Below are 22,422 nucleotides of genomic sequence, written 5' to 3'. Positions count from 1 at the left end.
GGCGAAGAACTACGAGCCGAACAGCTTCGGCGGCCCGTACGAGACCGGCGAGCCGCTCGCCGCCCCGTCGGCCGTGGTCGGCTTCACCGGCACCCACGAGGCCCCGGCACACACCAAGGACGACGACTTCTTCCAGGCCGGCGAGCTGTACCGCCTCATGTCCGCCGAGGAGAAGTCCCGCCTGATCGCCAACCTCGCGGGCTTCATCGGCCAGGTGCAGCGCGACGACATCGTGGAGCGGGTGCTGCCGCACTTCCACGCCGCGGACCCGGAGTACGGCCGCCGCCTGGAGGAGGCCGTACGCGCCATCCGCGAGACGTCCTGACCACCCCTCAGCAGGCGTCCGCCCGGGGAGCGTTCCTCCGCGCCCCGGGCGGACGCCACCCTCGACCGGGGGCCGTACGGCCGGCGAGCGGGGTGGCTCCCACTCCGAACGGCCTCCGGTGTCCGACCGCCCGTCGGCGAGGCACGTGACATGTGCCGTGTGGATGCCCGCCGAGGGCGCGTGTGCGCAGCGCCAGGAGCCTGACACACAAACGTGAGGGCCGACGAGCAACCCGCTCGTCGGCCCTCACTGTTGCCGTCACGATCCTCACCGAACGGTGCTGCCCGGCAGGGGCGCGTGCGTTGCCGCCCTCTCGTAACAGGCCGCACCTGTTCAGGACTTGCGGGCCACGCCGCCGAACTCGATCCATTCGGCGGACTCCTGGACCGGGGCCGGGCGGCCGTCCGGGCGCCAGGCGGAGATCTCGCCGAGGCCGGGCTCCAGCAGTTCGAGGCCGTCGAAGAACGCCGTGACCTCGTCGGTGCGGCGTACCCGGCCCCAATTGCCCTGCGTGGCGGTGAGCATGAAGTCGGTGAGACGCTCGCGTACCGGGTCGTCGTCGGAGACCAGGTGTGACACGACGATGAAGCTGCCGGGGGCCAGGCGGTCCATGACGCGGCGTACGAGGGCCCCGGGGTCGTCGCTGTCCGGCACGCAGTGCAGCACGGACACGAACAGCGCGGCCACCGGCTCGTCGAAGTCGATGAGCTTCTCGACGTCGGGGTGCGACATGACGCCGTCGGTGTCGCGCATGTCGGCGGTGATCACCGTGGTCGTGGCGTTGTCGGCCAGCAGCGCGCGGCCGTGCGCGAGGACGATCGGGTCGTTGTCGATGTAGACCACGCGGGACGCGGGGTGCACCTGCTGGGCGATCTGATGGACGTTGTCCTGGGTCGGCAACCCGGATCCGTGGTCCAGGAATTGCCGTACGCCGAACTGCTCGGCCAGGACACGGACCGCGCGTTGGAGGTAGCGACGGTTGTTGACGGCGAGTGCCTGGGTGCCGGGTGCCGCCAGCGACAGCTGGTCGGAGGCCTCCCTGTCGACGGCGAAGTTGTCCTTGCCGCCCAGGTAGTAGTCGTACATGCGGGCCACGCTGGGCACCGAGACGTCGATCCCGGTCGGAGCCCAGTCGCTGGTCGGATCGTCGGACACCCTGTCCCCCCGTACTTTATGACGTTGCGTCAGATGACTGTGTGCAGTCAAACCCTACTTCACCTGCGGTTCGGGTCGAACGCCCGGACACCCCGTGTGTCTCCATCCGAGAACCCAACGGTTTGCGCAACAACACCACAAATTCCACCAGTTCCCCCACCCTGCCGAGATGACAAACCCACGTCCATGGAACTCCATGTGCACGCGAACGCCGGGTGCTCCCTCCTGAAATCGGAGGAGCGCTCGGCGTTCGCGGTGTCACGGTGCGGCCGTGCAATTGGGCGGCGGATCAGTGTTCGTCGAAGATGGTCTTGAGGTCGGAGCAGGCCTGGACGAGGACGTCGCGGGCTCGGTCGACCTGGCTCGGGGTCAGGCCGGCGTGGCCGGCGGCGGTGTCGATCTCGGTGCGGAAGCGGTCGAAGAGGCGCTGGACGTGGCGGTCCAGGTCGGGGATGGAGTGCCTGCCGCCGCCCCTGGGACCCGACTTGGCACCGGCACCGGACTTGGTGTCGCCGCCGGACTTGCCGCTGCCGGACTTGCCGCCGCCCGACTTGGCGCCCGGCCTCGGGTTGGGCTCCGAGCCGGAGCCGGAACCCGGGTCGGACTCGGTGCCCGGCCTCGGGCCGTCCCCGCCGGAACCGCGGGCCGGGTCCGTGGTCTTGGCGGGCCCCGATGCCGCGGCCGCGCCGCCGGTTTCGTCGGTGGGGTCGGTCTCCGCCGCCCACGGGTCGGAGCGGTCGTCCGTCTCGGGGTCCGGGCCGAAGCGCCTGCGGATCTCCTCCTCGAGCAGGTGCGCCCGCTGCTCGGTGAGGCCGGCAAGTCCTTGGGCCAGACCTTCCGCGAGGTCGACCATCTTCTGCGAGAGCGCGGGGCCGAGGCTCTTGGCCCACGCCGACATCGGGTCGTCCTTGCCGCCCCCGCCGGGGACGCGCCACGGGGGAGCGGTCGGGCGGCCGCCGGGGCCGCCGCCCGGACGGTGCGCGTCGTCGCGTACGTCGCGCGCCGCCTGGCGCAGTTCGTCGCGCAGGTTGCGGGCCGAGGTGCGGACCTCGTCGCGGATCTCCCGCGCGCGCTCGTACACCGACTCGCGGATCTCGGTCTCCAGGGCGTCCAGTTCCGCCTGGCGCTCGCCCAGTTCGGCGCGGCCGGCGTCGGTGATGCGGTACACCTTGCGGCCGCCCTCGACCGAGTGCGTGACCAGGCCTTCCTGTTCCAGCTTCGCGAGGCGCGGGTACACGGTGCCGGCGGAGGGGGCGTACAGGCCGAGGAAGCGGTCCTGGAGCAGCCGGATGATCTCGTACCCGTGGCGCGGGCTCTCGTCCAGCAGCTTGAGGAGGTACAGCCGAAGGCGTCCGTGGCCGAAGACCGGGGTCATACGCTTACCTTTCCTTCCGGTGCGGGACGCCGCAGCAGGGCGACGTCGCCGGACACCGAGTTGATCCTCAGACGGCCCGTCCCTCCGCCCAACGTGCCCACCAGCCGCGAGGTTCCGAACGCGGTGCGGGCGGTGAGCCCCTCGAACGCCGAACCGACCGTGCCGCCCGACGAGCGGACGTCGACATCCATGTCGCCGTCATGCGGCAGGCGTACCGTCAGCGCCCCCGAAATCGTCGACAGGTGCACATCGTTGCGGCCGAACGCGTCAAGGTCCATCACCATCGCGCCGGAGACCGAGTGCGCGCGGACGCGGCCGCCCGTGCCCTCGACCAACGTGAGGTCGCCCGAGACCGTGGCGACCTGGAAGTCGCCCGCCAGCGACTCGGCTTCGAGGTTGCCGGCCACCGTCGCGGCGTCGACCGAGCCGGTCAGGCCGACCAGGGTGATGCCGCCCGCGACGCTGCGCACGGTCACACCGCCGTGCATCCCGGAGACCGTGGCGTGCGCGGACATGACCGCGACGTCGATCGTGCAGTCCCACGGCACGGCCAGCGAGACCGTGCAACTGCGGCCGTGGACCTGGCGGTCGAGCCAGGTCTTCGGGTTCTTCCAGGTGAGGTCGTCGTATCCGACCACGAGTTCGGCGGACGCCTCCTCGTGGCGGACGTCGAGCGGCGGCCCCTCCACCGCCGAGACCTCCAGCCGAGCCGGTCCGTCCGTGCCCACGACGTCGACGATTCCGGCGACCGCGCGTACGCGTACGACGCGCACGGGATCGAAGTCGAGCACCTGCGGTTCGGCGACGGTCCACTGGGACATGAATCCCCCCTCCCCTTCCGGCCGTGCGCGGCAGGGCGCACCATGGCCTGGTGGATGGTCCGGCGGCCGCGATACGCGATATATCGCGTGCCCCCGCCATCCACGATATATCGCGTTGACGAGGCGTCAAGAGGCCGGGAACCACCGGCTGTTCCCGCGAGTCCTACAACCGGGGAGATGGCGGTCGGGCAGTGTCAGGCGGGGAGCTCCGACGACGCGTCCGAGGGGCCGCCGCACTTCCCACGACCACGCCCCCGACGTCCAGGACCGTGAATGCCGTTCACCGTGAGCCACATCGCCGCCGTGCTGCCCATGCAGTCGGGGACGCGGACAGGTACCGGGGAGCGGCGCGGGCCGCTAGTCGCGTCGGCGATGGCCTTCGCCACGATGGTCCCGGACGCGGTGCTCTTCTTCGACTTCGGCTTCCTGCCGTTCTCGTTCACCCGGCAGGACACCCACGCGGTGGTCCCAGGCGTCCTGATGCACAACCTCGCGCTCACCGCGCTCGCGGTCGCCGTCTGGCACCTGCTGCTCCTGCGCCCGCTCCTGGCCCTCCTGCCGGAGGCGGTAGGCGCGCGCGTCGAGACGCCCCTGCTGCCCCGCCTCCCCGCCGACCTGCGCGCCGCCCGCCGCGAAGGCCGCCCGGTCGCCGGTGAACTCCTGGGCACCGCGGGCTGGTTCGCGGTGTCCGCGTGGATCGGCTCGACGACCCACATCTTCTGGGACGCCTGGACGCACCACGGCGACCCCGGCGTCGCCGACGTCGCGCCCTGGCTGCGCGAGCCGAGCTTCCTGCCCGACGGCCGCCCGTGGTTCAGCGTGCTCCAGTACACGAGCACCTTCGTCGGCCTGATCGCCCTCACCTGGTGGGGCCTGCGCCGGTACGCCGCGCTCCCCGCGCATCCGCCCCGCCCCGCGATGCGCATCCCGGTGGCCGCCCGCGCCGCGGTGGCCGGCGCGCTGGTCCTGGCGGGCACGGTCGGCGCCGTACGCGCCTCCCACTCCCACGTCGAACAGCCCTTCGACGTCTTCGGCTTCTACTTCGCCACCGGCTTCGGCCGCTGGACCGCGGTCGCGCTGCTCCTCTACGGCACGACCTGGCTTCTGTGGCGCGCCACCACCGCCCAGCGCCTCTCGCGCTCGTCGGCATGAGCGTGCCGGGAGCGGGTGCGGGTGCCTAGACGGATGCGGATGCGGAGGCGAGCAAGGGGGCGTCGCGCGAGGCGTTGCGCGGGCCGCCCGCGCACCGACCGGGTCAGTGTCAGTCGTCCTCGTCGTCGAGCCGGGCGAGCCAGGTGGCCAGGCGCTCGACCGGGGTCTCGAACTCGGGGTTGAGGTCGACGAAGGTACGCAGCTGCTCGGCCAGCCACGCGAAGGTGACCTCCTCCTCGCCGCGCCGGCTCTCCAGCTCCTCGATGCCCCGGTCGGTGAAGTACACGTGCTCTCCCGATAGATGAGCCCACTGAGGGACGAACGGACGGGTCCGCCCCGGCGCATCGTAGGCGCCGGGGCGGACCCGTCGGAAATACCGCCCGGACCGTGCGCGGTCCGGGGTGCCGCTGCTACTTGAACGCCTCGGCGACCAGCTCCTGCTGCTCGGCCTCGTGGCGCTTGGCCGAGCCGACCGCGGGCGACGACGCCGCCGGGCGGGCGATGCGGCGCGGCGTCGGCAGCCCCGCCTCGACCAGGTTGAGCGCGATGAACGGCCACGGGCCCTGGTTGGCCGGCTCCTCCTGGGCCCACACGAGCTCCAGGCCGTTGCCGTACCGGTCCATGCCGTACCGGGTCAGCTCGGCGCGCATCTCCTCGACCGGGAGCGGGTACAGCCGCTCGACGCGCACGATCGCGACGTCGTCGACACCCGACTTGGTCCGCGCGGACTCCAGGTCGTAGTAGAACTTGCCGGACGTCATGACCACGCGGCGCACCTTCGACGGGTCCACCGTGGTGTCGCCGATGACGGGGCGGAACTCGCCGGAGGTGAACTCCTCGATCTTCGACGCCGCGGCCTTGAGACGCAGCATCGACTTCGGGGTGAACACCACGAGCGGCTTGTGGTGCGGGTTGTGCGTCTGCCAGCGCAGCAGGTGGAAGTAGTTGCTGGGCAGCGTGGGCGACGCGACCGTCATGTTGTTCTGGGCGCACAGCTGGAGGTAGCGCTCGATGCGCGCCGAGCTGTGGTCCGGGCCCTGGCCCTCGAAGCCGTGCGGCAGCAGCAGGACCACACCGGAGTGCTGGTTCCACTTCTGCTCGGCCGACGAGATGAACTCGTCCATGATGGTCTGCGCGCCGTTGGCGAAGTCGCCGAACTGCGCCTCCCACAGCACCAGCGCGTTGGGCCGCGCCAGCGAGTAGCCGTACTCGAAGCCCATCGCCGCGAACTCGCTGAGCAGCGAGTCGTAGACGGTGTACTTCGCCTGCTCGGGCGTGAGGTTCGCCAGCGGCGTCCACTCGCCGCCCGAGTCGCGGTCCACCAGCACTGCGTGGCGCTGGCCGAACGTGCCGCGGCGCGAGTCCTGGCCGACCAGGCGGACCGGGTGGCCCTCCATCAGCAGCGAGCCGAACGCGAGCGTCTCGCCCATCGCCCAGTCGATCGTGCCGTCCTCGACCATCGCCGCGCGGCGCTGCAACTGCGGCTGCAGGCGCGGGTGCACGGTGAAGCCGTCGGGCAGCGAGATCTGCGACTCGACGATGCGCTTGACCGTCTCGGCGGCGATCGCGGTCTGCGCGGACGCCGGGAACTCCGGCAGCTCCTGCGGCGCGGCGTGCGCCAAGGGCTGCGCGGTGGTGGCCTCGCGGACCTCCGCGAACACCTTCTCCAGCTGGTCCTGGTAGTCCTTCAGCGCCTGTTCGGCCTCTTCGACGGTGATGTCGCCGCGGCCGATCAGCGCCTCGGTGTAGAGCTTGCGGACCGAGCGCTTCTTGTCGATCAGGTCGTACATGAGCGGCTGCGTGAACGACGGGTTGTCGGCCTCGTTGTGGCCGCGGCGGCGGTAGCAGATGAGGTCGATCACGACGTCCTTGTGGAACGCCTGCCGGTACTCGAACGCCAGTTGCGCGACGCGCACGCACGCCTCGGGGTCGTCGCCGTTCACGTGGAAGATCGGCGCCTCGACCATGCGGGCCACGTCGGTGGCGTACATCGACGAGCGCGACGCGGCCGGGGCGGCGGTGAAGCCGACCTGGTTGTTGATCACCACGTGCACGGTGCCGCCGGTGCGGTAGCCGCGCAGCTGCGACATGTTCAGCGTCTCGGCCACGACGCCCTGGCCGGCGAAGGCCGCGTCGCCGTGCAGCAGCAGCGGCAGCACGGTGAAGCCGGCTCCGGCCATGTCGATGATGTCCTGCTTGGCGCGTACGACGCCCTCGAGGACCGGGTTGACGGCCTCCAGGTGCGACGGATTCGCCACCAGCGACACCTTGACCTGCGCGCCGTCCTCGGAGGTGAACGTGCCCTCCGCGCCCAGGTGGTACTTCACGTCGCCCGAGCCGTGCATCGACTTGGGGTCGATGTTGCCCTCGAACTCGCGGAAGACCTGCGCGTAGCTCTTGCCGACGATGTTGGTCAGCACGTTGAGGCGGCCGCGGTGGGCCATGCCGATCGAGACCTCGTCGAGGCCCGCCTCGGCGGCCGACGACAGGATCGCGTCGAGCAGCGGGATCGTCGACTCGCCGCCCTCCAGCGAGAAGCGCTTCTGGCCGACGTACTTGGTGGCGAGGAACGTCTCGAACGCCTCGGCCGCGTTGAGCTTGCGCAGCACCCGGAGCTGGTCCTCGCGGTCCGGCTTGGTGTGCGGCAGCTCGATGCGGTGCTGGATCCAGCTGCGCTGCTGCGGGTCCTGGATGTGCATGTACTCGACGCCGACGGTGCGGCAGTACGAGTCGCGCAGCACGCCGAGCACCTCGCGCAGCGTCATCATCGACTGCCCGGCGAAGCCGCCGACCGCGAACTCGCGCTCCAGGTCCCACAGCGTCAGCCCGTGCTCGACGACGTCGAGGTCCGGGTGGCGGCGCTGCTTGTACTCGAGCGGGTCGGTGTCGGCCATCAGGTGGCCGCGCACGCGGTACGAGTGGATCAGCTCCTGCACGCGCGCCGTCTTGTTGACGTCGTCCTCGTGGCTCGCGGAGATGTCCTGCACCCAGCGCACCGGCTCGTACGGGATGCGCAGGGAGGCGAAGATCTCGTCGTAGAACCCGCCCTCGCCCAGGAGGAGCTGGTGCATGCGACGCAGGAACTCGCCCGACTGCGCACCCTGGATGATCCGGTGGTCGTAGGTGCTGGTCAGGGTGAGGATCTTGCTGACCGCGAGGCGGGCCATCGTGTCCGAGGACGCGCCCTGGAACTCCGCCGGGTACTCCATCGCGCCGACGCCGACGATCGTGCCCTGGCCGGGCATGAGGCGCGGGACGGAGTGCACCGTGCCGATGCCGCCCGGGTTGGTCAGCGAGACCGTGACGCCCTGGAAGTCGTCCACCGTGAGCTTGTTGGCGCGGGCGCGGCGCACGATGTCCTCGTACGCCTGCCAGAAGCCGAAGAAGTCCATCTCTTCGGCCTTCTTGATCGCCGCCACGACCAGCTGCCGGTCGCCGTTGGGCTTGGTCAGGTCGATCGCGAGGCCGAGGTTGATGTGCTCGGGCTTGACCAGGAAGGGCTTGCCGTCCTTCTCCTGGTAGCCGTGGTTCATCGCCGGCATCGTCTTGAGCGCCTGGACCAGCGCGTACCCGATGAAGTGCGTGAACGAGACCTTGCCGCCGCGGGCCCGCTTGAGGTGGTTGTTCACCACGATGCGGTTGTCGATCAGCAGCTTCGCCGGAACGGCGCGCACGCTGGTCGCGGTGGGGATGACGAGGCTCGCGTCCATGTTGGTCACGACGCGCGCGGCCGGGCCCTTGATGGCCACGGTCTCGGGGCCCGCGCCGGCCGGGGCCGGCGCCGGGGCGGCCGACTTCGGCTTGGCGGGCGGCGGGTCGGCCGGCGTCGGCTTGGCAGGGGCCGCGCTGCCGGCGGTCGCGGCGGCGTTGGTCGATACGCCGCTGGTGACCATCGGATGGCTGGACGCCGGTGCCGGTGTCGTCGCCGCCGCACCGGCGGCTGCCGGAGCCGCGGGAACGGTGGCGGGGGCTGCCGCGGCTGCGGCCTGGCTCGGTGCGGGCGCGGTGCCGGCGGCGCCGGGCGCACTCGGAGTGCTGGTGGTGATGGGACCGCTCCGGTTCGACGAGTCTGCGGCGGGTGCGGTTACCGCGTCTCCGCTGGGCTTGTAGTCGGCGAAGAAATCCCACCAGGCACGGTCCACAGAATTGGGATCCTGTAGGTACTGCTGGTAGATCTCGTCGACAAGCCACTCGTTGGGGCCGAAGCTGGCCATCGGGTTGCTAGGGGACTGTGACGACACGGCGGCAACCGCCCTCTTCCGCTTCCTGGGGTGGTGGACAGCGGGAAACAAGGCTACGCCCTTTCGGCCATGGTGCGCAGGCCCTACGTCCTACGCGTCGCGTAGATCACAGAGAGATGACCGAGTGGCGGAGATTTGTCCCTTAATAGGGGATTCTAGGTGACGGAACGTCATAACCGGAACGTCGGTCCCTATCCACATTCCGTTGCCGCCGTGCGCTGAACACGCGCCCACCTGTGCTTGGCCAGTACAACTGTGCGAGAAGTCGTCTTGTGAGGATTTGTCATCGTCACGGAACGTCATCAATCGGACGTCCACGTTTCCAGTCGCGGACTCAGCCCGCATCCTGCCGCGCACGGCCCGCGTCGGCCGGGAGGACGACCCTGATCCGGCACCCGTAGAGCGACTCCGCGACCGCGATCTCACCGCCGTGCAGATCCACCGCCCAGCGCGCGATCGCCAGCCCCAGGCCGGTCCCGCCGCCCTCGCGCCGACCGCCCGCGCCCCGGTACGGCACCGCCGCCCCCTCGCCGCCGATCGCCGAGCGGTCGCCGCCCCGGATGAACCGCTCGAACACGCGCGTACGCTCCTCGCGCGGAATGCCCGGCCCCTGGTCCTGCACCTCCAGGCGCAGGCTGCCCGGCACGTCCTCCTGGTGCGCGTGCAGGCTGACGCGGCCACCCGGCGGCGAGTGGCGGCAGGCGTTCGCCAGCAGGTTGGTGACCACCTGGTGCAGGCGCTCGGTGTCGGCGACGGCGTTGAGCGCGGCCGGCTCGACGTCCACAACGAAGACGACGTCGTGGCCGAGTGCCTCGGCCTCGCGCAGCACGGACTCCAGGAACGGGCGTACCGCGAACTCGCGCGGCCGCAGCGGCACCACGCCGGCGTCCAGGCGGGACAGGTCCAGCAGGTCCGCGACGAGGCGGCCCAGCCGCTCGGTCTGGGTGAGGGCCTGGCCCAGATGCTCCTTGTCGGGCTCCTGCACGCCGTCGACCATGTTCTCCAGCAGCGCCTGGAGTCCGGCGATCGGGGTACGCAGCTCGTGCGACACGTTCGCGACCAGCTCGCGCCGGTGCCGGTCGACCTGTTCGAGGTCCGACGCCATGCGGTTGAACGCGCTCGCCAGCTGCCCCACCTCGTCGCGCGAGGTGTCGCGCACCCGACGCGAGTAGTCGCCGCGGGCCATCGCCCGCGCGGCGGCGGTCATCTCGCGCAGCGGCGACGTCATGCCGTGCGCGAGCAGCAGGGTGACCGACAGGCATGCGAGCGAGGTGACCACGAACATGTAGCGGAACTGCACCTCGGCCCGCAGGCCCAGGATCATCAGCAGCGTCGAGACGAACACCGAGGTGACGACCAGCACCCCGAGCTTCGTCTTGATCGAGCGCAGCGGGTCGAGCGGCCGGGCGTGCAGCCACGCGGGCCGGGGCACCGCCGTCACCCGCCGTGTGGGCCGGCCTGGCCCGGTACCCCGCCCGACGTGCCGGGGGGGCCGGGGGCACCGACGCCGGGTGCGCCAAGCCCGGGTGCGCCAGGCCCGGGTGCGCCGGGGACCCCGGGGGTCTCCAGCGCGTACCCGACCCCGTGCACGGTCCGGATCCACTCCGCGCCCAGCTTGCGGCGCAGGGCCTTGATGTGGCTGTCGACCGTACGCGTGCCCGACGCGTCCACCCAGTCCCACACCTCGGCGAGCAACTGCTCGCGCGACAGCACCGCGCGCGGCCGGGACGCCAGGCACACCAGCAGGTCGAACTCCGTCGGCGTGAGGTGCACCTCGGCGCTGTCGAGGTGGACGCGGCGCTGGGTGCGGTCCACGCGCAGCGCACCCAGCCGCATCGTCTCGGGCGCCGCCTGCCGCGCGGCCGCCTCGGCGCGCTCCATGCGCCGCAGCAGCACGTGCACGCGCGCGACCAACTCACGCATCGAGAAGGGCTTGGTCATGTAGTCGTCCGCGCCGACGGCGAGGCCCACGAGCAGGTCCGTCTCGTCGTCGCGCGCGGTCAGCATCAGGACGGGCACGGCCGGGTGCGCGGCATGGATGCGCCGGCATACCTCCAGGCCGTCCAGTCCCGGCAGCATGACGTCGAGCACGACCACGTCCGGGCGTGTCTGCTCGGCCAGCGCGACCGCGGCCGGGCCGTCCATCGCGACGGCGGTGGTGAACCCCTCTGCGCGCAGCCGGGCAGCCACCGCCTCGGCGATGGTCGGCTCGTCCTCGACCACCAGGACCAGGCGCTGCTCGCCCGGACCGGCCACCGGGACGGCGTGTGCGGCCGCGGGCCCGGCCGACGGCGGGCGGGGCGGCGAGGCGGACGACGACGAGGACGCGGACGCGTTGTGGTCGGTCATGGACCGCAGCGTACGGAGGGAACACAGGTCTCGGTACAGAGGTTGAGTCCTTAGGGGGCAGGCTCCGTCCTCAGGCGGATGCCCGCCCGCCGATGAGTCCCATAGCCTCGTGGAGTCTTCTTTTCGGGTCTCCTCGCAGAGGGACTCGTCGGTTTTCGTCAGGGGAGTGCTCGGGCGCCTTCGGGTCGTCTTCGGGGATTCCGGCAACCGAACGCCACCGAGGGGTGTCTGAGAGGTTGCGGGCCCAAGGCCGCTGATTGTGTTGCAGGTTGACGGCGGGCTTAGGCTGGCCGGCGGCCCAAATTCACCACTTGGTGACCGTGGGCGATGAAGTGGTTACGAAGATGGCGCATCTGACCGGGCGTCAGGACGGAGATGGGGGAGCGGTGATCAGCAGACTCAAAGCGAGGGCTACCGGACAGCCGGACCTCTCCACCGCCGCCGCGTCCGTTGCCGACGTCGCCGAGCCGAAGCCGCTCACCCCGGAGGAGGCCGCCGCCGCGAAGCGCGCCAAGCGCCGCAAGTACGCGCGTGACGCCTTCCGCGAGCTGCTGCTCGTCGCGGCGCTGTTCCTGGTCTACAAGTTCGGGCGCGGGCTCGCGTCCAGTGCGGACAGCAAGGCCTTCGACAACGCCAAGGAAGTCCTGAACATCCAGAACGCGCTGCGTCTGCCGGACGAGTCGGTGGTGCAGCACTGGTGGATCCAGTCCGAGTGGCTGAGGTCGTTCGCGAACCAGTACTACGCCTACGTGCACTTCCCGGTCACCGTGGCATTCCTGATCTGGCTGTGGGTCCGGCACCGCGACCACTACAAGTGGATACGGAACCTGCTGGCCATAATGACCGGCGTCGCGCTGGTCATCCACATCCTGGTGCCGCTGGCCCCGCCCCGGATGATGCCCGGCTTCGAGGACACCGGCATGGCCGACGGCACCTCGCCCTACTCCGGCGCCGGTGCCAAGATCGCGAACCAGTACGCCGCGATGCCCTCGCTGCACTTCGGCTGGGCCATCGTCGTCGCGATCGGCGTCATGGCCGTCTGGTGCAACCGCGACCCGCTCCGCCGCGCCGGCAGCAAGCTCATCTGGTTCCACCCGGCCATAACGCTGCTCGTCATCGTCGTGACCGCCAACCACTACTGGCTGGACGCCTTCGTCGCGACGCTCCTGCTGGCCATCGCGATGGTGATCGTGCCGTTCCCGGACCGCTCGCCACACGCGAAGCTGGTCCGGATAATCCCCGCGCCACGCGTCCCGGTGCGCTGACGCCGGACGCCTTCCGAAGCACCACCGGAGCCCGTGCGGGCCTTGCCCGTACGGGCTCTTCAGCGCGCGGCGGCCCCGTGCACCCACCATCATCGGGGGTATGGCTGATGCGGCGCGGGTGGGCGAGATCAGGTACGGCTCGGCCACCGGACGGTGGATCCTGCTCACGACGGTCCTCGGCTCCGGCATCGTCATGTTGGACGGCACGGTCGTCAACGTGGCCCTGCCGACCATCGGCCGGGACCTGAACACCTCGGTCTCCGCGCTCCAGTGGATCGTCAACGCGTACACCCTCACCCTCGCGGGCCTGATCCTGCTCGGCGGCGCGCTCGGGGACCGCTACGGCCGCCGGAAGGTCTTCGTCATCGGCGTCGCGTGGTTCGCCGTCGCCTCGCTGCTGTGCGGCATCGCGCCCAACGCCGAGATGCTCATCCTGGCCCGGGCCCTGCAGGGCATCGGCGGGGCCCTGCTCACCCCGGGGTCGCTGGCGATCATCCAGGCGACCTTCCATGCCGACGACCGGCCGCGCGCGGTCGGGGCGTGGTCCGGGCTCGGCGGCGTGGCCACCGCGATCGGGCCGTTCCTGGGCGGCTGGCTGGTCGACTCGGTCAACTGGCGGTGGATCTTCCTGATCAACCTGCCGCTCGCGGCGGTCACCATCGTGGTGGCGCTCAAGCACGTGCCCGAGACGTTCGACGCCCGGCAGTCCGGCCGCTTCGACATCAGCGGCGCCGCGCTCGCGGCCCTCGGCCTCGCGGGTGTGACGTGGGCGCTGATCTCCGCCCCTGACTCGCTGCCGACCGCGGTGGTCGCCGGGGTCGCGGGCATCGCGGCGGGGGTCGCGTTCGTGATGGTCGAGCGGCGCGTACGCGAGCCCATGCTGCCGCTGGACGTGTTCTCGTCCCGCCAGTTCACCGCCGTCAACATCGTGACCCTGTGCGTGTATGCCGCGCTCAGTGCCGTCCTGTTCTTCCTGGTCCTGCAACTCCAGACGGTCTCCGGCTACTCGCCGCAGAACTCCGGGCTCGCCACCCTGCCGATCACCGTCCTGATGCTGCTGCTGTCCGCACGTGCGGGCGACCTCGCCAAGCGCATGGGGCCGCGCCTGCCGATGACGGTCGGGCCGCTGCTGTGCGCGGGCGGCCTGCTGCTGATGCTGCGGATCGGGGCGGACGCGCCGTACATCACGGAGGTGCTGCCAGGTGTCGCGCTGCTGGGCCTCGGGTTGTCGGTGACCGTCGCCCCGCTGACCGCGACGGTGCTGGCGTCGGTGGACGTCGCCCGGGCGGGCATCGCCTCGGGCGTCAACAACGCCGCCGCTCGCGCGGCCGGCCTGCTGGCGGTGGCCGGGCTGCCGGCGATCGTGGGCATGACCGGGGACGGCTATCGGGTCCCGGCGACCGTGGATTCGGGCTTCGACAAGGCGATGTGGATCTGCGCCGGACTGCTCGTGCTCGGAGCCGTGCTCGCCTGGACGACCGTGCGCTCCGACGCGCTGGAGGTCACCGCGGACTCCGGGCCGCGTGCGGAGCCCGCCTGCCGGACGAACTGCGCGGTGGGCGCGCCCCCGTTGGAGGGCGACGTCTCCGCGGCACCGTCGGCCCCGTCGGCGCCGGGCGGCAAGGCGCTGCCCGGCGCCTGACGAGCGGGGAGTCGGGCGCCGCCGCGGGTCAGCCGGTCTCGGCGGGACGGAACGGCGCCCCGGTCGGCGGCTTGACCGCCAGCCAGGCCCACCGGTCGATCGACCGGCCGTCCAGCAGCAGGAACAGCGCCCCCTTGAACGCCGCGTAGCGCGGGTCGCGCACGCGCTCGGCGAAAGTGCGGCGGTCCGGCGTGGGGCCGATCTCCGCGTACGTCGCCTGCGCGCCTGCCATGCGCTCCGCGTGCGCGCCGCGCAGCCGCGCCGCGGTGTCGAGGATCCAGGTCCGGAACTCGTCCGGCATGCGGTCGAACAGATCGGCGACGTCGACGCCGGCGAACAACGCCTCCCACACCGACCGCTCGGTGGTGCGGGACATCGCGCCGTGGAGGCGTACGTAGTCCGCCAGCTTGACCTTGACGCGCATGCCGGAGGCGAAGCGCACGACCCACCCCTCGGCCCGCACCCCGGACAACGCGGCGCCGTCGAGCCCGCGGCTGTCGCGGGCGAGGCGCAGCAACTCGTCGAGCGAGCCGACCGTGTGCGTACGCACGACCGCGTGGTCGCCGCCCACGGTGGCCCAGGCGGAGGCGGCCTGCGCGAGCGGGAGCTCCGTGCCGTCCGGTCCGAACGCGGCGAGCAGGACGAGGCCCGCCAGGTCGCCGTTGTCGACGACGATGCGGTTGCCCGGGTGGATGATCTCGGCGAGGTACGTGGTGCCCGGCCGCAGCGCCGAAGTGTCCCGCGCGTCCAGCCACTTCTGGCCCCACACGGCCTGCTCGGAGGTGAACGCGGACTTGGTCGCGACGTGCCAGCGGTCGGCGAAGTGGAAGACGATGCCGAGGCTGCCGTCGAGCTTGTCGTACACCGCGAACGGCTCGTCCGGGGACAGCGGCGGCGCGAACGGCGAACCGGCCCAGTGCTGGTCGGCGTTGAAGAACTTCCGGAAGGGATGGGCGACGATCTCGCCGGTGGTGTCGTCGACGACCAGGCCGCGGCACCAGGCGGTGACGTCCGTCCAGTGCTCGGCGAACACGCAGCGGGCGGTGTACGCGTACACCGACAGGCCGAGCGTCGGGTGTTGCGTCCGGCGGACGTGCCCCGCCGCGACCTCGTCCGCGAGCTCGCCGGGCGGCAGCAGGTCGGACAGCGGGCGGCGCGTCGACTGCCGGGAAGGCGCGGTCCGCCGGGGAGGCACGGACCGGGTGGACGGCGTGGGCATGGGTCCCCCTGGACCTGGCTGGACCTGACTGGACCCGGTGGGTACCGGCTGCGGCGGCCGACACCGGTCGGGAGCCCGATTATGCGTGCGGTCCCGGGGGTTGCGCGCGGGGTTTTCGGCGCGGTCGGAGGCGGTTCAGAGGCCGGTGAGTTCGCTCGGGGCCAGGCGGAGGGTCTGGTGGTCGGTGCTCGCGCAGCCGTCGTGGTCGATGGGGAGCGGTCCGCCGAGGTGGAACGCCTTGCCCAGGTCGTGGCCGCTCTCGCCGCAGTCGGACCGGAACGCGAGGTCCCCGAGCAGCGGTTCGGCGGCCTGGGCCTGGGCCGGTGCTGCGGAGGCGAGGCCGGCGGCCGCGGCGGCCGCGACGAGGGGAGGCGCTACGAGGTGATTGCGCATATTGGGTTCTTTCTCGGTTTTTGATGTGTCTGGCCCGTTTGTAGGGGACAGGCGGCGAATGTCCGCCGGGTATCGGCCGCCGGTGGGCGTGTCGGCGCCCGGTTTCGTTGCGGGTACCGGGGGGCCGTGGCCTAACGTGCGGGAGACCGCGTACACGGAGAAACGGACCCCGATGAGCCCGCAGGACATGAGGCGGTTCAACGCCGCGCTGATCGCCGAGTTCAGGGCCAACGGCGGTCGTCTCGGCGGGGCCTTCGAAGGCCGGCAGATGCTGCTCCTGACCACGACCGGGCGGCACAGCGGTGTGCCGCGTACGTCGCCGCTCGCGTACTCGGGCGACGGGTCCCGCTACGTCGTCACGGCCTCGAACCGCGGGTCGGACCGGCACCCGGAGTGGTACCGCAACCTGCTCGCCGACCCCGCCGCGATCGTCGAGACCGGGGACCGTACGTTCGTGGTGCGGGCCACCGAAGTCGTCGAGCCCGCCGAGCGGGAGCGACTGTGGGCCGCGCACAAGGCGCTTGTGCCGTCCTTCGGCGACTACGAGGCCGCGACCGCGCGGACGATCCCGGTGCTCGTGCTGGAACCCCTCGCCGGGTAGCGCCAGGCGGCCCCCGTACCGTGGTCGCCACGGGACCGGACCCTTGCGCGTCCGGTACGGCGGAGGGAAGGCGGGACAGCGGCATGGGCGCACGGCAGGTGGACACCGGAGTCGCGGGGCTGGCCCTCGGCGTCGAGGACGGCATCGCGACGCTGCGCATCGACCGGCCCGAGGCGCGCGGCGCGCTGACGGCCGCGATGTGGTCCGCGATCCCGGACATCCTCGCCGGCCTGGAGGTCGACCGCGAGGTGCGCGTCCTGGTGCTCACCGGCACCGACGGCGTCTTCTCCGCGGGCGCGGACATCCGCGAACTCCAGGGCCACTACGCAACGGCCGAGTCGGCCGACGCCTACCACGCGTTGAACGCGGCGGCGGAACAGGCGCTCGCCGCCTTCCCGAAGCCGACGATCGCCTTCGTGCGGGGCGCGTGCGTGGGCGGCGGCTGCCAGCTCGCCGTGGCGTGCGACCTGCGATTCGCGGACGCCACCGCGCGGTTCGGCGTGACCCCGGCGAAGCTCGGCATCGTCTACGACGCGGGCTCCACCGCCCGCCTCGCCCGCGTCGTCGGTGTCGCGACCGCCAAGTACCTGTTGTTCTCGGCCGAGTTGATGGACAGTCAGCAGGCTTTGCGGGTCGGACTGGTGGAGGACGTCGTCAAGCCCGAGGACGCCGAGGAGCGCGTGTACGCCTTCGCCCGCACCATCGCGTCGCGCTCCCAGCTCACCGTGCGCGCGGCCAAGGACCTGCTGAGCACCGCGACCCCCGACCCGGAGCGCGTGCACGCGTGGGAGCAGCGCTCGCGGGCGTCGGCAGACGTACGCGAGGGCCTCGCCGCCTTCACCGAACGCCGCGCCCCCCGCTTCACGTGGGACACCGCGTAGGCCGGTACGTGGTGTCACGGGTTCTGGTTGTCGGCGCCGTCGGCGTCCTCGTCGTCGACGATGAAGCAGACCTCCTCACCCGGGACGTCTCCGAGGAGGCCGCCGGGCAGGATGGGGGCGACGACGGAGACGTTGATCGCGCAGACATGGACGGCATTGAGCACGTGGATGTCGAGGTCGCCGGCCGCGAGGTAGTCGTCGAAGGCGGCATCGGGGAACGGGATGGCCTGCGTGGGGGCGGTGGTTGCCGCGGCGGCCGGGGCGACCCCGGCGAGCAAGGCGACGAGGACCGCCGCGGTTACGGCAAAGCTGGCGCGTGAGTGCATGGTCGCTCCCGCCGAGGAGTTGAGGTCGGAGACTCATCACAGCGGGGAGTGCGGGCGGGCCGGTCGGATTGCTGCGGCGGTGGGCGTGTTCGTGTTGCGTCCGCACGTCGCGGGCCGGCAGGCGCGGACCGGACGGCCGACATCGGTTCAGCCGACTTCGTGCACCAGCTCGATCGCGCGGCCGAGGGTGTCGAGGCGGTCGGGGATCGTGGCACCGGACGGGTACATGCGTACCGTCGTGACGCCGACGTCCTGCCATACGCGGAGGCGTTCGCGGACCATGTCCTCGGTACCGATGAGCGTGGTGGCGAGCACCATCTCGTCGGTCACGAGCCCGGCCGCACCTTCGCGGTCGCCGGCCTGCCAGCGCTCGCGTACCTCGGCCGCGACCTCGGCCCAACCCTGCCTGCTGTAGGCGTTGTTGTAGAAGTTCGTGCGGCCGGAGCCCATGCCGCCGAGGGAGAAGGCGAGTTCCTTCTTGCGCTCGCCGACGTACGCGGTCAACTCCTCCTGGTCGTCGACGAAGTAGACCTCCGCGCCCTGGCAGACGTCGAGGTCGGCGCGCGTACGCCCGCTCGCGGCAAGCCCCGCGTCCAGGTGCGCGAAGTACGCCTGCGAGCCCTCCGGCACGAAGCTGGTGCCGAGCCACCCGTCCGCGACCCGTCCCGTCAGTTCGAGCATCTTCGGCGACATCGACGCGAGGTACACCGGCACCTCCACCGGGGGCATGCTCACGCGCATCGGCCGCCCCTCGCCGTCCGGCAGCGGGATCGCGAACGCCTCGCCCGAGTAGGCGACTTTGTCTCCCGCGAACACGCCGCGCACGATCTCGACGGTCTCGCGCATCCGCGTCAGCGGCCGCGCGAACGGCACGCCGTGCAACCCCTCGACAACCTGCGGGCCGGACGGCCCCAGGCCGAGCAGGAAGCGCCCCTCGGTCATGTGCGCGAGCGTCATCGCGGCCTGTGCCACTGCTACCGGCGTGCGCGTGCCCAGTTGGATGACGCCGGAGCCGAGCAGCATGCGGTTGGTGCAGGCGGCCAGATAGCCCAGCGTCGACGGGGCGTCGGACCCCCACGCCTCCGCGACCCAGCAGATGTCGAGACCGAGCTTCTCCGCCTCGACGGCGAAGTCGACGGTCTCCGCCCAACTCGGCCCGCCGGAGCCCTCGATCGTCGTCGCGGTACGCATCGTCATGCCCGTCCCTCCGCCAAGTCCTTGATCGCGGCGAGGTTGGCCGTGATGCCCGCCTCGAACTCGCGCAGCCTGACGAACACGATCTTCTGCTCCTTCTCCGGCATCTGCTCGATGGCGACGCTCAGCCCCGAACGCCCGGGCCCCATGCGCACCCACTGCTCCAGCACCGTGCCCGAGCCCTCGGGGCGCACCGTGAACCGCCAGGTGGCGGTGGGTTCTTCGGGGTCTGTGACGGCCCAGGCGAGGCGATGCGGCGGCTCGCACTCGGTGATGTACGACGTGGTCCGCCACTCGCCGAACGCGTCGTGTTTGTTGTCGCCGGCGAAGGTGTTGCCCACCGCGGGACCCGTCGCGCCGTCCAGCCATTCGACGGACCGCAGTTCGCTGCTCAGTCGGGGCAGTAGGTGGATGTCGGAGACCAACTCCCAGACCCGCGCGGGCGGTGCCTCGATGTACGTCTCGACCGCCACGGTCGGGGTGTCGGCGTAGCGCTGTCCTGTCCACTCCATCTGGGGCTCCTTGGCCGTTCCATCGAGATGGCCCTCTGAACAGCAGAGTTGTCTAGATGGACTTACTGCGTCAAGACCGTAGGGTGGAGGGCATGAGGCGCACGTCTTTCGCGAACTGGCCGTGCACGGTCGCCCGGACCATGGACCTGCTCGGCGACTGGTGGACGCCGCTCGTGCTGCGCGAAGCGTTCTACGGCGTCCGCAAGTTCGACGAGTTCCAGCAGGGCCTGGGCATCGCCCGGACCACGCTGTCGGACCGCCTGAAGACGCTCGTCGACGAGGGCTTGATGGAGAAGCGGGCGTACCAGACCGACCCGGTGCGCTACGACTACGTGCTGACCGAGAAGGGCACGGACTTCTTCCCGGTGCTCGTCGCCATGATGCGCTGGGGCGACCGCTGGACGACCGACGAGTCCGGCCCACCGGTCCTGGTGCACCACGACCGCTGCGGCAACGTCACCGAGCCCGACACGCACTGCACGTCGTGCGGCGAACGGCTCCGCTTCGAGGACACCTCGATGCGCATGGGCCCCGGCTACCCGGCGAAGCTGGCGAAGCGCCCCGACATCCAGGAGCGCTTCGCCCGGCAGGCGGCGAAGTCGCGCCATGAGGTGCGCGGCACCGACCAATAGCCGTTTTGTATAGATCTGTCCCGGTATGAGTGCTTGACTTGAAGGGTCGACTTCCCCGACGCCTGCCGACGGTGAGGAGCAAGACCATGCCTGTCTTCATGGATGTGCACCGCAACATGCGGGGGATCAGCGCCGACGACCTGAAGGCCGCCCACCAACAGGACCTGGCGCTCCAGGACATGGAGCACGTGGAGTTCAAGCACGCGTGGGCCGACCCGGACTCCGGGATGGTGTTCTGCCTGGCCGAGGGGCCTGATGCGGACGCCGTGCGCCGCGTACACGCGATGGCCGGCCACCCGGCCGACGACGTGTACCCGGTCACGCTGGAGGTGTGACCCGCGCGTACGAATAATCCGTGCCGCGAGCGGCCCGATCGGTGAGGATCGGGTCATGGAACCCGTGAACCTCACCGCCGCCCTCGCCTCGTTCGACGACGTGTACAGCCCGCGCATCGTCGCCCGCATGAACGACTACGACGTACGCATCGCGCACACGCTCGGCGACCACGTCTGGCACGTGCACGAGGACACCGACGAGTTCTTCCTCGTCCTGGACGGCCGCTTCGACATCGCGATGCGCGACACCGACGGCAACGAGCGGACCGTCGTGCTGACCAAGGGAGACACCTTCGTCGTCCCCAAGGGCACGGAGCACAAGCCGACTTCGCCCGGCGGGTCGATCCTGATGTTCGAGCCCTCCGGCACCGCCACGACGGGCGACCGCCACGAGGGCGACATCCCCGACCACGTCGACAGCACCACGGGCCACGACCTGACACTGTGACCGCAGCACGCGGGCGGTACCCGCTGAGAGCGCCGCCCGCATCTTGCCGGGCGCCCTTTCGGCGGTGTCGCCTGCACACAGAATTTAGTAGCCATGTATAGTATCTGCATGACGGACGACCAGCCGGCGGACGAGCCCCTCGGACCCACCCCCGGCTTCCTGGTCTGGCGGCTCTCCATGAAGTGGCGCGTCGCCGTCGACCGCGCCCTTGCGCCCCTCGGCCTCACACACGCGCAATACGCGCTGCTCGCCTCGCTGTTCGGCATGACCCGGTCCGGCACGAGCCCCACCCAACGCGAACTCGCGGACCACGCGGGCCTGGAAGCCCTCTACGTCTCCAAACTCGCCCGCACCCTCGAGTCCGACGGGATGATCAAGCGCACCCGCGACGCCCAAGACACCCGGGCCGTTCGCCTGTCTCTGACCGGACAGGGGCACGAGACAACCGCCTCCGCGATCGCTGTCGTCCACGAACTGCTCGACCGCTTGGTCGCCCCTCTGGGCGGCCTGGAGGGCGCCGAGGCCCAGGAGTTCACCCGCCGCCTCCGGCGGCTTCTCGAAGTACCCCTCGACATGTCCGTCTAGGCCTGACCGGTTTCGCGTCCGAAGTAGGGTTGCGCGCCCAACGCCCTTGCCGCCGCTGGTCGGTGCAAACGCCGCGATGCCGTTCTCATGATGTCAGCTGCCGATGAATAGCGAGACGCGGGTGACACGTGTCTCGAAGTTTCGCCGGAAGTAATGTGGTTGAACCAACATGATGGATGTGACGCTCCGTCAGATTCCGACTTCGGGCTGTTCTTTCGGATTCCCGTGGCGGTGTTCCGCGGTGGTCCGCCCGGCGGGTGCGAGGTGTGGCAGTCGGCAGTGCCGGATGATCGGGAAACCTGCCGGAAATCTGCGGAGAGCGGGGCCCGACGCGTTTACGGGCATGCCAGGGGAACGCCGAATAAACACGGCGGACAATGCGCGAAGTGCAATATGCGTGGCCGCCCCGGTCGTCCCGGAGCGGATTCTCGGCCACCACCGCGGAGGAAGATCCGGGGTCTCCGGGCAGCAGATCCGAGGATCCGATTAAAGACTCCTCATCCGGCGATGTCAACGGTGGCTGACCATGATTCTTTCGGCGCCTGGAGTGCTGTCGCCGATGGTCGAAAAGTCGGCACGTGTCACCGGTCGGATTCGCTCACGTACGACAATTGTCGAACCGTCGGGGTGGCCGGCCCTGCCGACCCCGCGCCTGTCGCCGGGGTGCGCCAGGGCGTCGAGGGGGCCGAGATGGCATCGGCACCTGCGTCGCCCCCATCGCTGCCGCGTCGCCCCCCGTCCGCCCACACGGTCGAGCGCGCGCGACGCGGCAGCGGGACTGTCCTCCGCCCTGGAAGGCCCGGCCCGCGGTGCGGCGAGAAGCGCCGTCCGGGCCGCCGCAACGGGCAGCCCTGGGGCCGCAGGCGCGGGGCTGCGTCCAGGTGTGCCACCCGGCCGACCGCTGGGACGGGTGGGCGCGGCGGGCAGGCCGGGTGACTGTATGTCGCAGATGCCGAACCCCGAGCCGGCTC

At 71.0% G+C, this 22,422-nt stretch carries 22 protein-coding genes; 10 read left to right on the top strand and 12 right to left on the bottom strand.

All coding sequences use genetic code 11. From position 1 onward, the window contains the following. The coding region (locus tag AB0C36_RS36480; RefSeq protein ID WP_358362791.1) for a catalase-related domain-containing protein at positions 1-325 on the top strand (325 nt) is incomplete at its 5' end. Between the two features lie 333 nt (positions 326-658). Here the strand turns inward: AB0C36_RS36480 and AB0C36_RS36475 are convergent. The 3 genes from AB0C36_RS36475 to AB0C36_RS36465 all read right to left on the bottom strand — a co-directional run bounded on the left by AB0C36_RS36475 (position 659) and on the right by AB0C36_RS36465 (position 3,676). Continuing rightward, positions 659-1,480, bottom strand: coding sequence for an SAM-dependent methyltransferase (locus tag AB0C36_RS36475; protein WP_435839186.1), 822 nt, complete (start codon positions 1,478-1,480; stop codon positions 659-661). A gap of 289 nt (positions 1,481-1,769) precedes the next feature. Further along, on the bottom strand, positions 1,770-2,855 hold the full coding sequence (locus AB0C36_RS36470; protein ID WP_358362790.1) for a PadR family transcriptional regulator: 1,086 nt from the start codon (positions 2,853-2,855) through the stop codon (positions 1,770-1,772). Continuing rightward, on the bottom strand, positions 2,852-3,676 hold the full coding sequence (locus AB0C36_RS36465) for a DUF4097 family beta strand repeat-containing protein (RefSeq protein WP_358362789.1): 825 nt from the start codon (positions 3,674-3,676) through the stop codon (positions 2,852-2,854). The genes AB0C36_RS36470 and AB0C36_RS36465 overlap by 4 nt, the downstream gene beginning before the upstream one ends. 273 nt (positions 3,677-3,949) lie before the next feature. On the opposite strand from AB0C36_RS36465, the gene AB0C36_RS36460 reads away from it, so the two are divergent. Further along, positions 3,950-4,828, top strand: a complete 879-nt coding sequence (locus AB0C36_RS36460; RefSeq protein ID WP_358362787.1) for a DUF4184 family protein — start codon at positions 3,950-3,952, stop codon at positions 4,826-4,828. A gap of 109 nt (positions 4,829-4,937) precedes the next feature. Here the strand turns inward: AB0C36_RS36460 and AB0C36_RS36455 are convergent, their stop codons facing one another. The 4 genes from AB0C36_RS36455 to AB0C36_RS36440 all read right to left on the bottom strand — a co-directional run bounded on the left by AB0C36_RS36455 (position 4,938) and on the right by AB0C36_RS36440 (position 11,418). After that, entirely contained in the window at positions 4,938-5,114 is a 177-nt protein-coding gene (locus tag AB0C36_RS36455) for a DUF6104 family protein (protein ID WP_358362786.1), read from the bottom strand. Positions 5,115-5,238: 124 nt separating this feature from the next. After that, positions 5,239-9,042, bottom strand: coding sequence for a multifunctional oxoglutarate decarboxylase/oxoglutarate dehydrogenase thiamine pyrophosphate-binding subunit/dihydrolipoyllysine-residue succinyltransferase subunit (locus AB0C36_RS36450; protein WP_358362784.1), 3,804 nt, complete (start codon positions 9,040-9,042; stop codon positions 5,239-5,241). A 361-nt stretch (positions 9,043-9,403) separates the two neighbouring features. Continuing rightward, positions 9,404-10,510 carry a HAMP domain-containing sensor histidine kinase gene (locus AB0C36_RS36445; protein WP_435839185.1) on the bottom strand — a complete coding sequence of 369 codons (1,107 nt, stop codon included), beginning with the start codon at positions 10,508-10,510 and terminating at the stop codon, positions 9,404-9,406. Then, positions 10,507-11,418 (bottom strand): response regulator transcription factor, encoded by a 912-nt coding sequence (locus tag AB0C36_RS36440; protein ID WP_358362781.1) that lies wholly within the window; start codon positions 11,416-11,418, stop codon positions 10,507-10,509. Before AB0C36_RS36440 ends, AB0C36_RS36445 begins: the two co-directional genes overlap by 4 nt. A 386-nt stretch (positions 11,419-11,804) precedes the next feature. Between AB0C36_RS36440 and AB0C36_RS36435 the strand changes: the two genes are divergently transcribed. Next, complete coding sequence (locus tag AB0C36_RS36435) at positions 11,805-12,683, top strand: phosphatase PAP2 family protein (protein WP_358362780.1); 879 nt, start codon at positions 11,805-11,807, stop codon at positions 12,681-12,683. Between the two features lie 100 nt (positions 12,684-12,783). After that, positions 12,784-14,325 (top strand): MFS transporter, encoded by a 1,542-nt coding sequence (locus AB0C36_RS36430; protein ID WP_358362778.1) that lies wholly within the window; start codon positions 12,784-12,786, stop codon positions 14,323-14,325. Between the two features lie 28 nt (positions 14,326-14,353). Here AB0C36_RS36430 and AB0C36_RS36425 read toward each other — a convergent pair whose 3' ends face one another. Together AB0C36_RS36425 and AB0C36_RS36420 are read right to left on the bottom strand one after the other, a co-directional pair. Continuing rightward, entirely contained in the window at positions 14,354-15,544 is a 1,191-nt protein-coding gene (locus tag AB0C36_RS36425; RefSeq protein WP_358362776.1) for an RNA ligase, read from the bottom strand. Between the two features lie 135 nt (positions 15,545-15,679). Continuing rightward, on the bottom strand, positions 15,680-15,937 hold the full coding sequence (locus AB0C36_RS36420; RefSeq protein ID WP_358362775.1) for a hypothetical protein: 258 nt from the start codon (positions 15,935-15,937) through the stop codon (positions 15,680-15,682). A 172-nt stretch (positions 15,938-16,109) separates the two neighbouring features. On the opposite strand from AB0C36_RS36420, the gene AB0C36_RS36415 reads away from it, so the two are divergent. Then, positions 16,110-16,538 (top strand): nitroreductase family deazaflavin-dependent oxidoreductase, encoded by a 429-nt coding sequence (locus tag AB0C36_RS36415; RefSeq protein ID WP_358362773.1) that lies wholly within the window; start codon positions 16,110-16,112, stop codon positions 16,536-16,538. 83 nt (positions 16,539-16,621) lie between these two features. Next, positions 16,622-17,419, top strand: a complete 798-nt coding sequence (locus AB0C36_RS36410; protein ID WP_358362771.1) for an enoyl-CoA hydratase/isomerase family protein — start codon at positions 16,622-16,624, stop codon at positions 17,417-17,419. A 14-nt stretch (positions 17,420-17,433) separates the two neighbouring features. Here AB0C36_RS36410 and AB0C36_RS36405 read toward each other — a convergent pair whose 3' ends face one another. The 3 genes from AB0C36_RS36405 to AB0C36_RS36395 form a co-directional block, all read right to left on the bottom strand. Beyond that, positions 17,434-17,745, bottom strand: a complete 312-nt coding sequence (locus AB0C36_RS36405) for a hypothetical protein (protein WP_358362770.1) — start codon at positions 17,743-17,745, stop codon at positions 17,434-17,436. A gap of 147 nt (positions 17,746-17,892) precedes the next feature. After that, entirely contained in the window at positions 17,893-18,936 is a 1,044-nt protein-coding gene (locus AB0C36_RS36400; RefSeq protein WP_358362792.1) for an LLM class flavin-dependent oxidoreductase, read from the bottom strand. A 2-nt stretch (positions 18,937-18,938) separates the two neighbouring features. Further along, positions 18,939-19,451: an SRPBCC family protein gene (locus AB0C36_RS36395; RefSeq protein ID WP_358362768.1), complete on the bottom strand. Its 513-nt coding sequence runs from the start codon at positions 19,449-19,451 to the stop codon at positions 18,939-18,941. Between the two features lie 92 nt (positions 19,452-19,543). Between AB0C36_RS36395 and AB0C36_RS36390 the strand changes: the two genes are divergently transcribed. The 4 genes from AB0C36_RS36390 to AB0C36_RS36375 all read left to right on the top strand — a co-directional run bounded on the left by AB0C36_RS36390 (position 19,544) and on the right by AB0C36_RS36375 (position 21,451). Further along, positions 19,544-20,083 (top strand): winged helix-turn-helix transcriptional regulator, encoded by a 540-nt coding sequence (locus tag AB0C36_RS36390; protein WP_358362767.1) that lies wholly within the window; start codon positions 19,544-19,546, stop codon positions 20,081-20,083. 86 nt (positions 20,084-20,169) lie between these two features. Further along, positions 20,170-20,418 (top strand): SCO4226 family nickel-binding protein, encoded by a 249-nt coding sequence (locus tag AB0C36_RS36385; RefSeq protein WP_358362765.1) that lies wholly within the window; start codon positions 20,170-20,172, stop codon positions 20,416-20,418. Positions 20,419-20,473: 55 nt separating this feature from the next. Beyond that, positions 20,474-20,866: a cupin domain-containing protein gene (locus AB0C36_RS36380; protein WP_358362763.1), complete on the top strand. Its 393-nt coding sequence runs from the start codon at positions 20,474-20,476 to the stop codon at positions 20,864-20,866. Positions 20,867-20,974: 108 nt separating this feature from the next. Beyond that, positions 20,975-21,451: a MarR family winged helix-turn-helix transcriptional regulator gene (locus AB0C36_RS36375; protein ID WP_358362761.1), complete on the top strand. Its 477-nt coding sequence runs from the start codon at positions 20,975-20,977 to the stop codon at positions 21,449-21,451. The last annotated feature ends 971 nt before the right edge of the window (positions 21,452-22,422 follow it).

Origin of the sequence: Streptodolium elevatio (assembly GCF_040649515.1) — a bacterium.
Taxonomy (GTDB): Bacteria; Actinomycetota; Actinomycetes; order Streptomycetales; family Streptomycetaceae; genus Yinghuangia; species Yinghuangia elevatio.
Note: the sequence above shows the minus strand (reverse complement) of the source record. Positions and strands in the feature narration are given on the sequence as shown.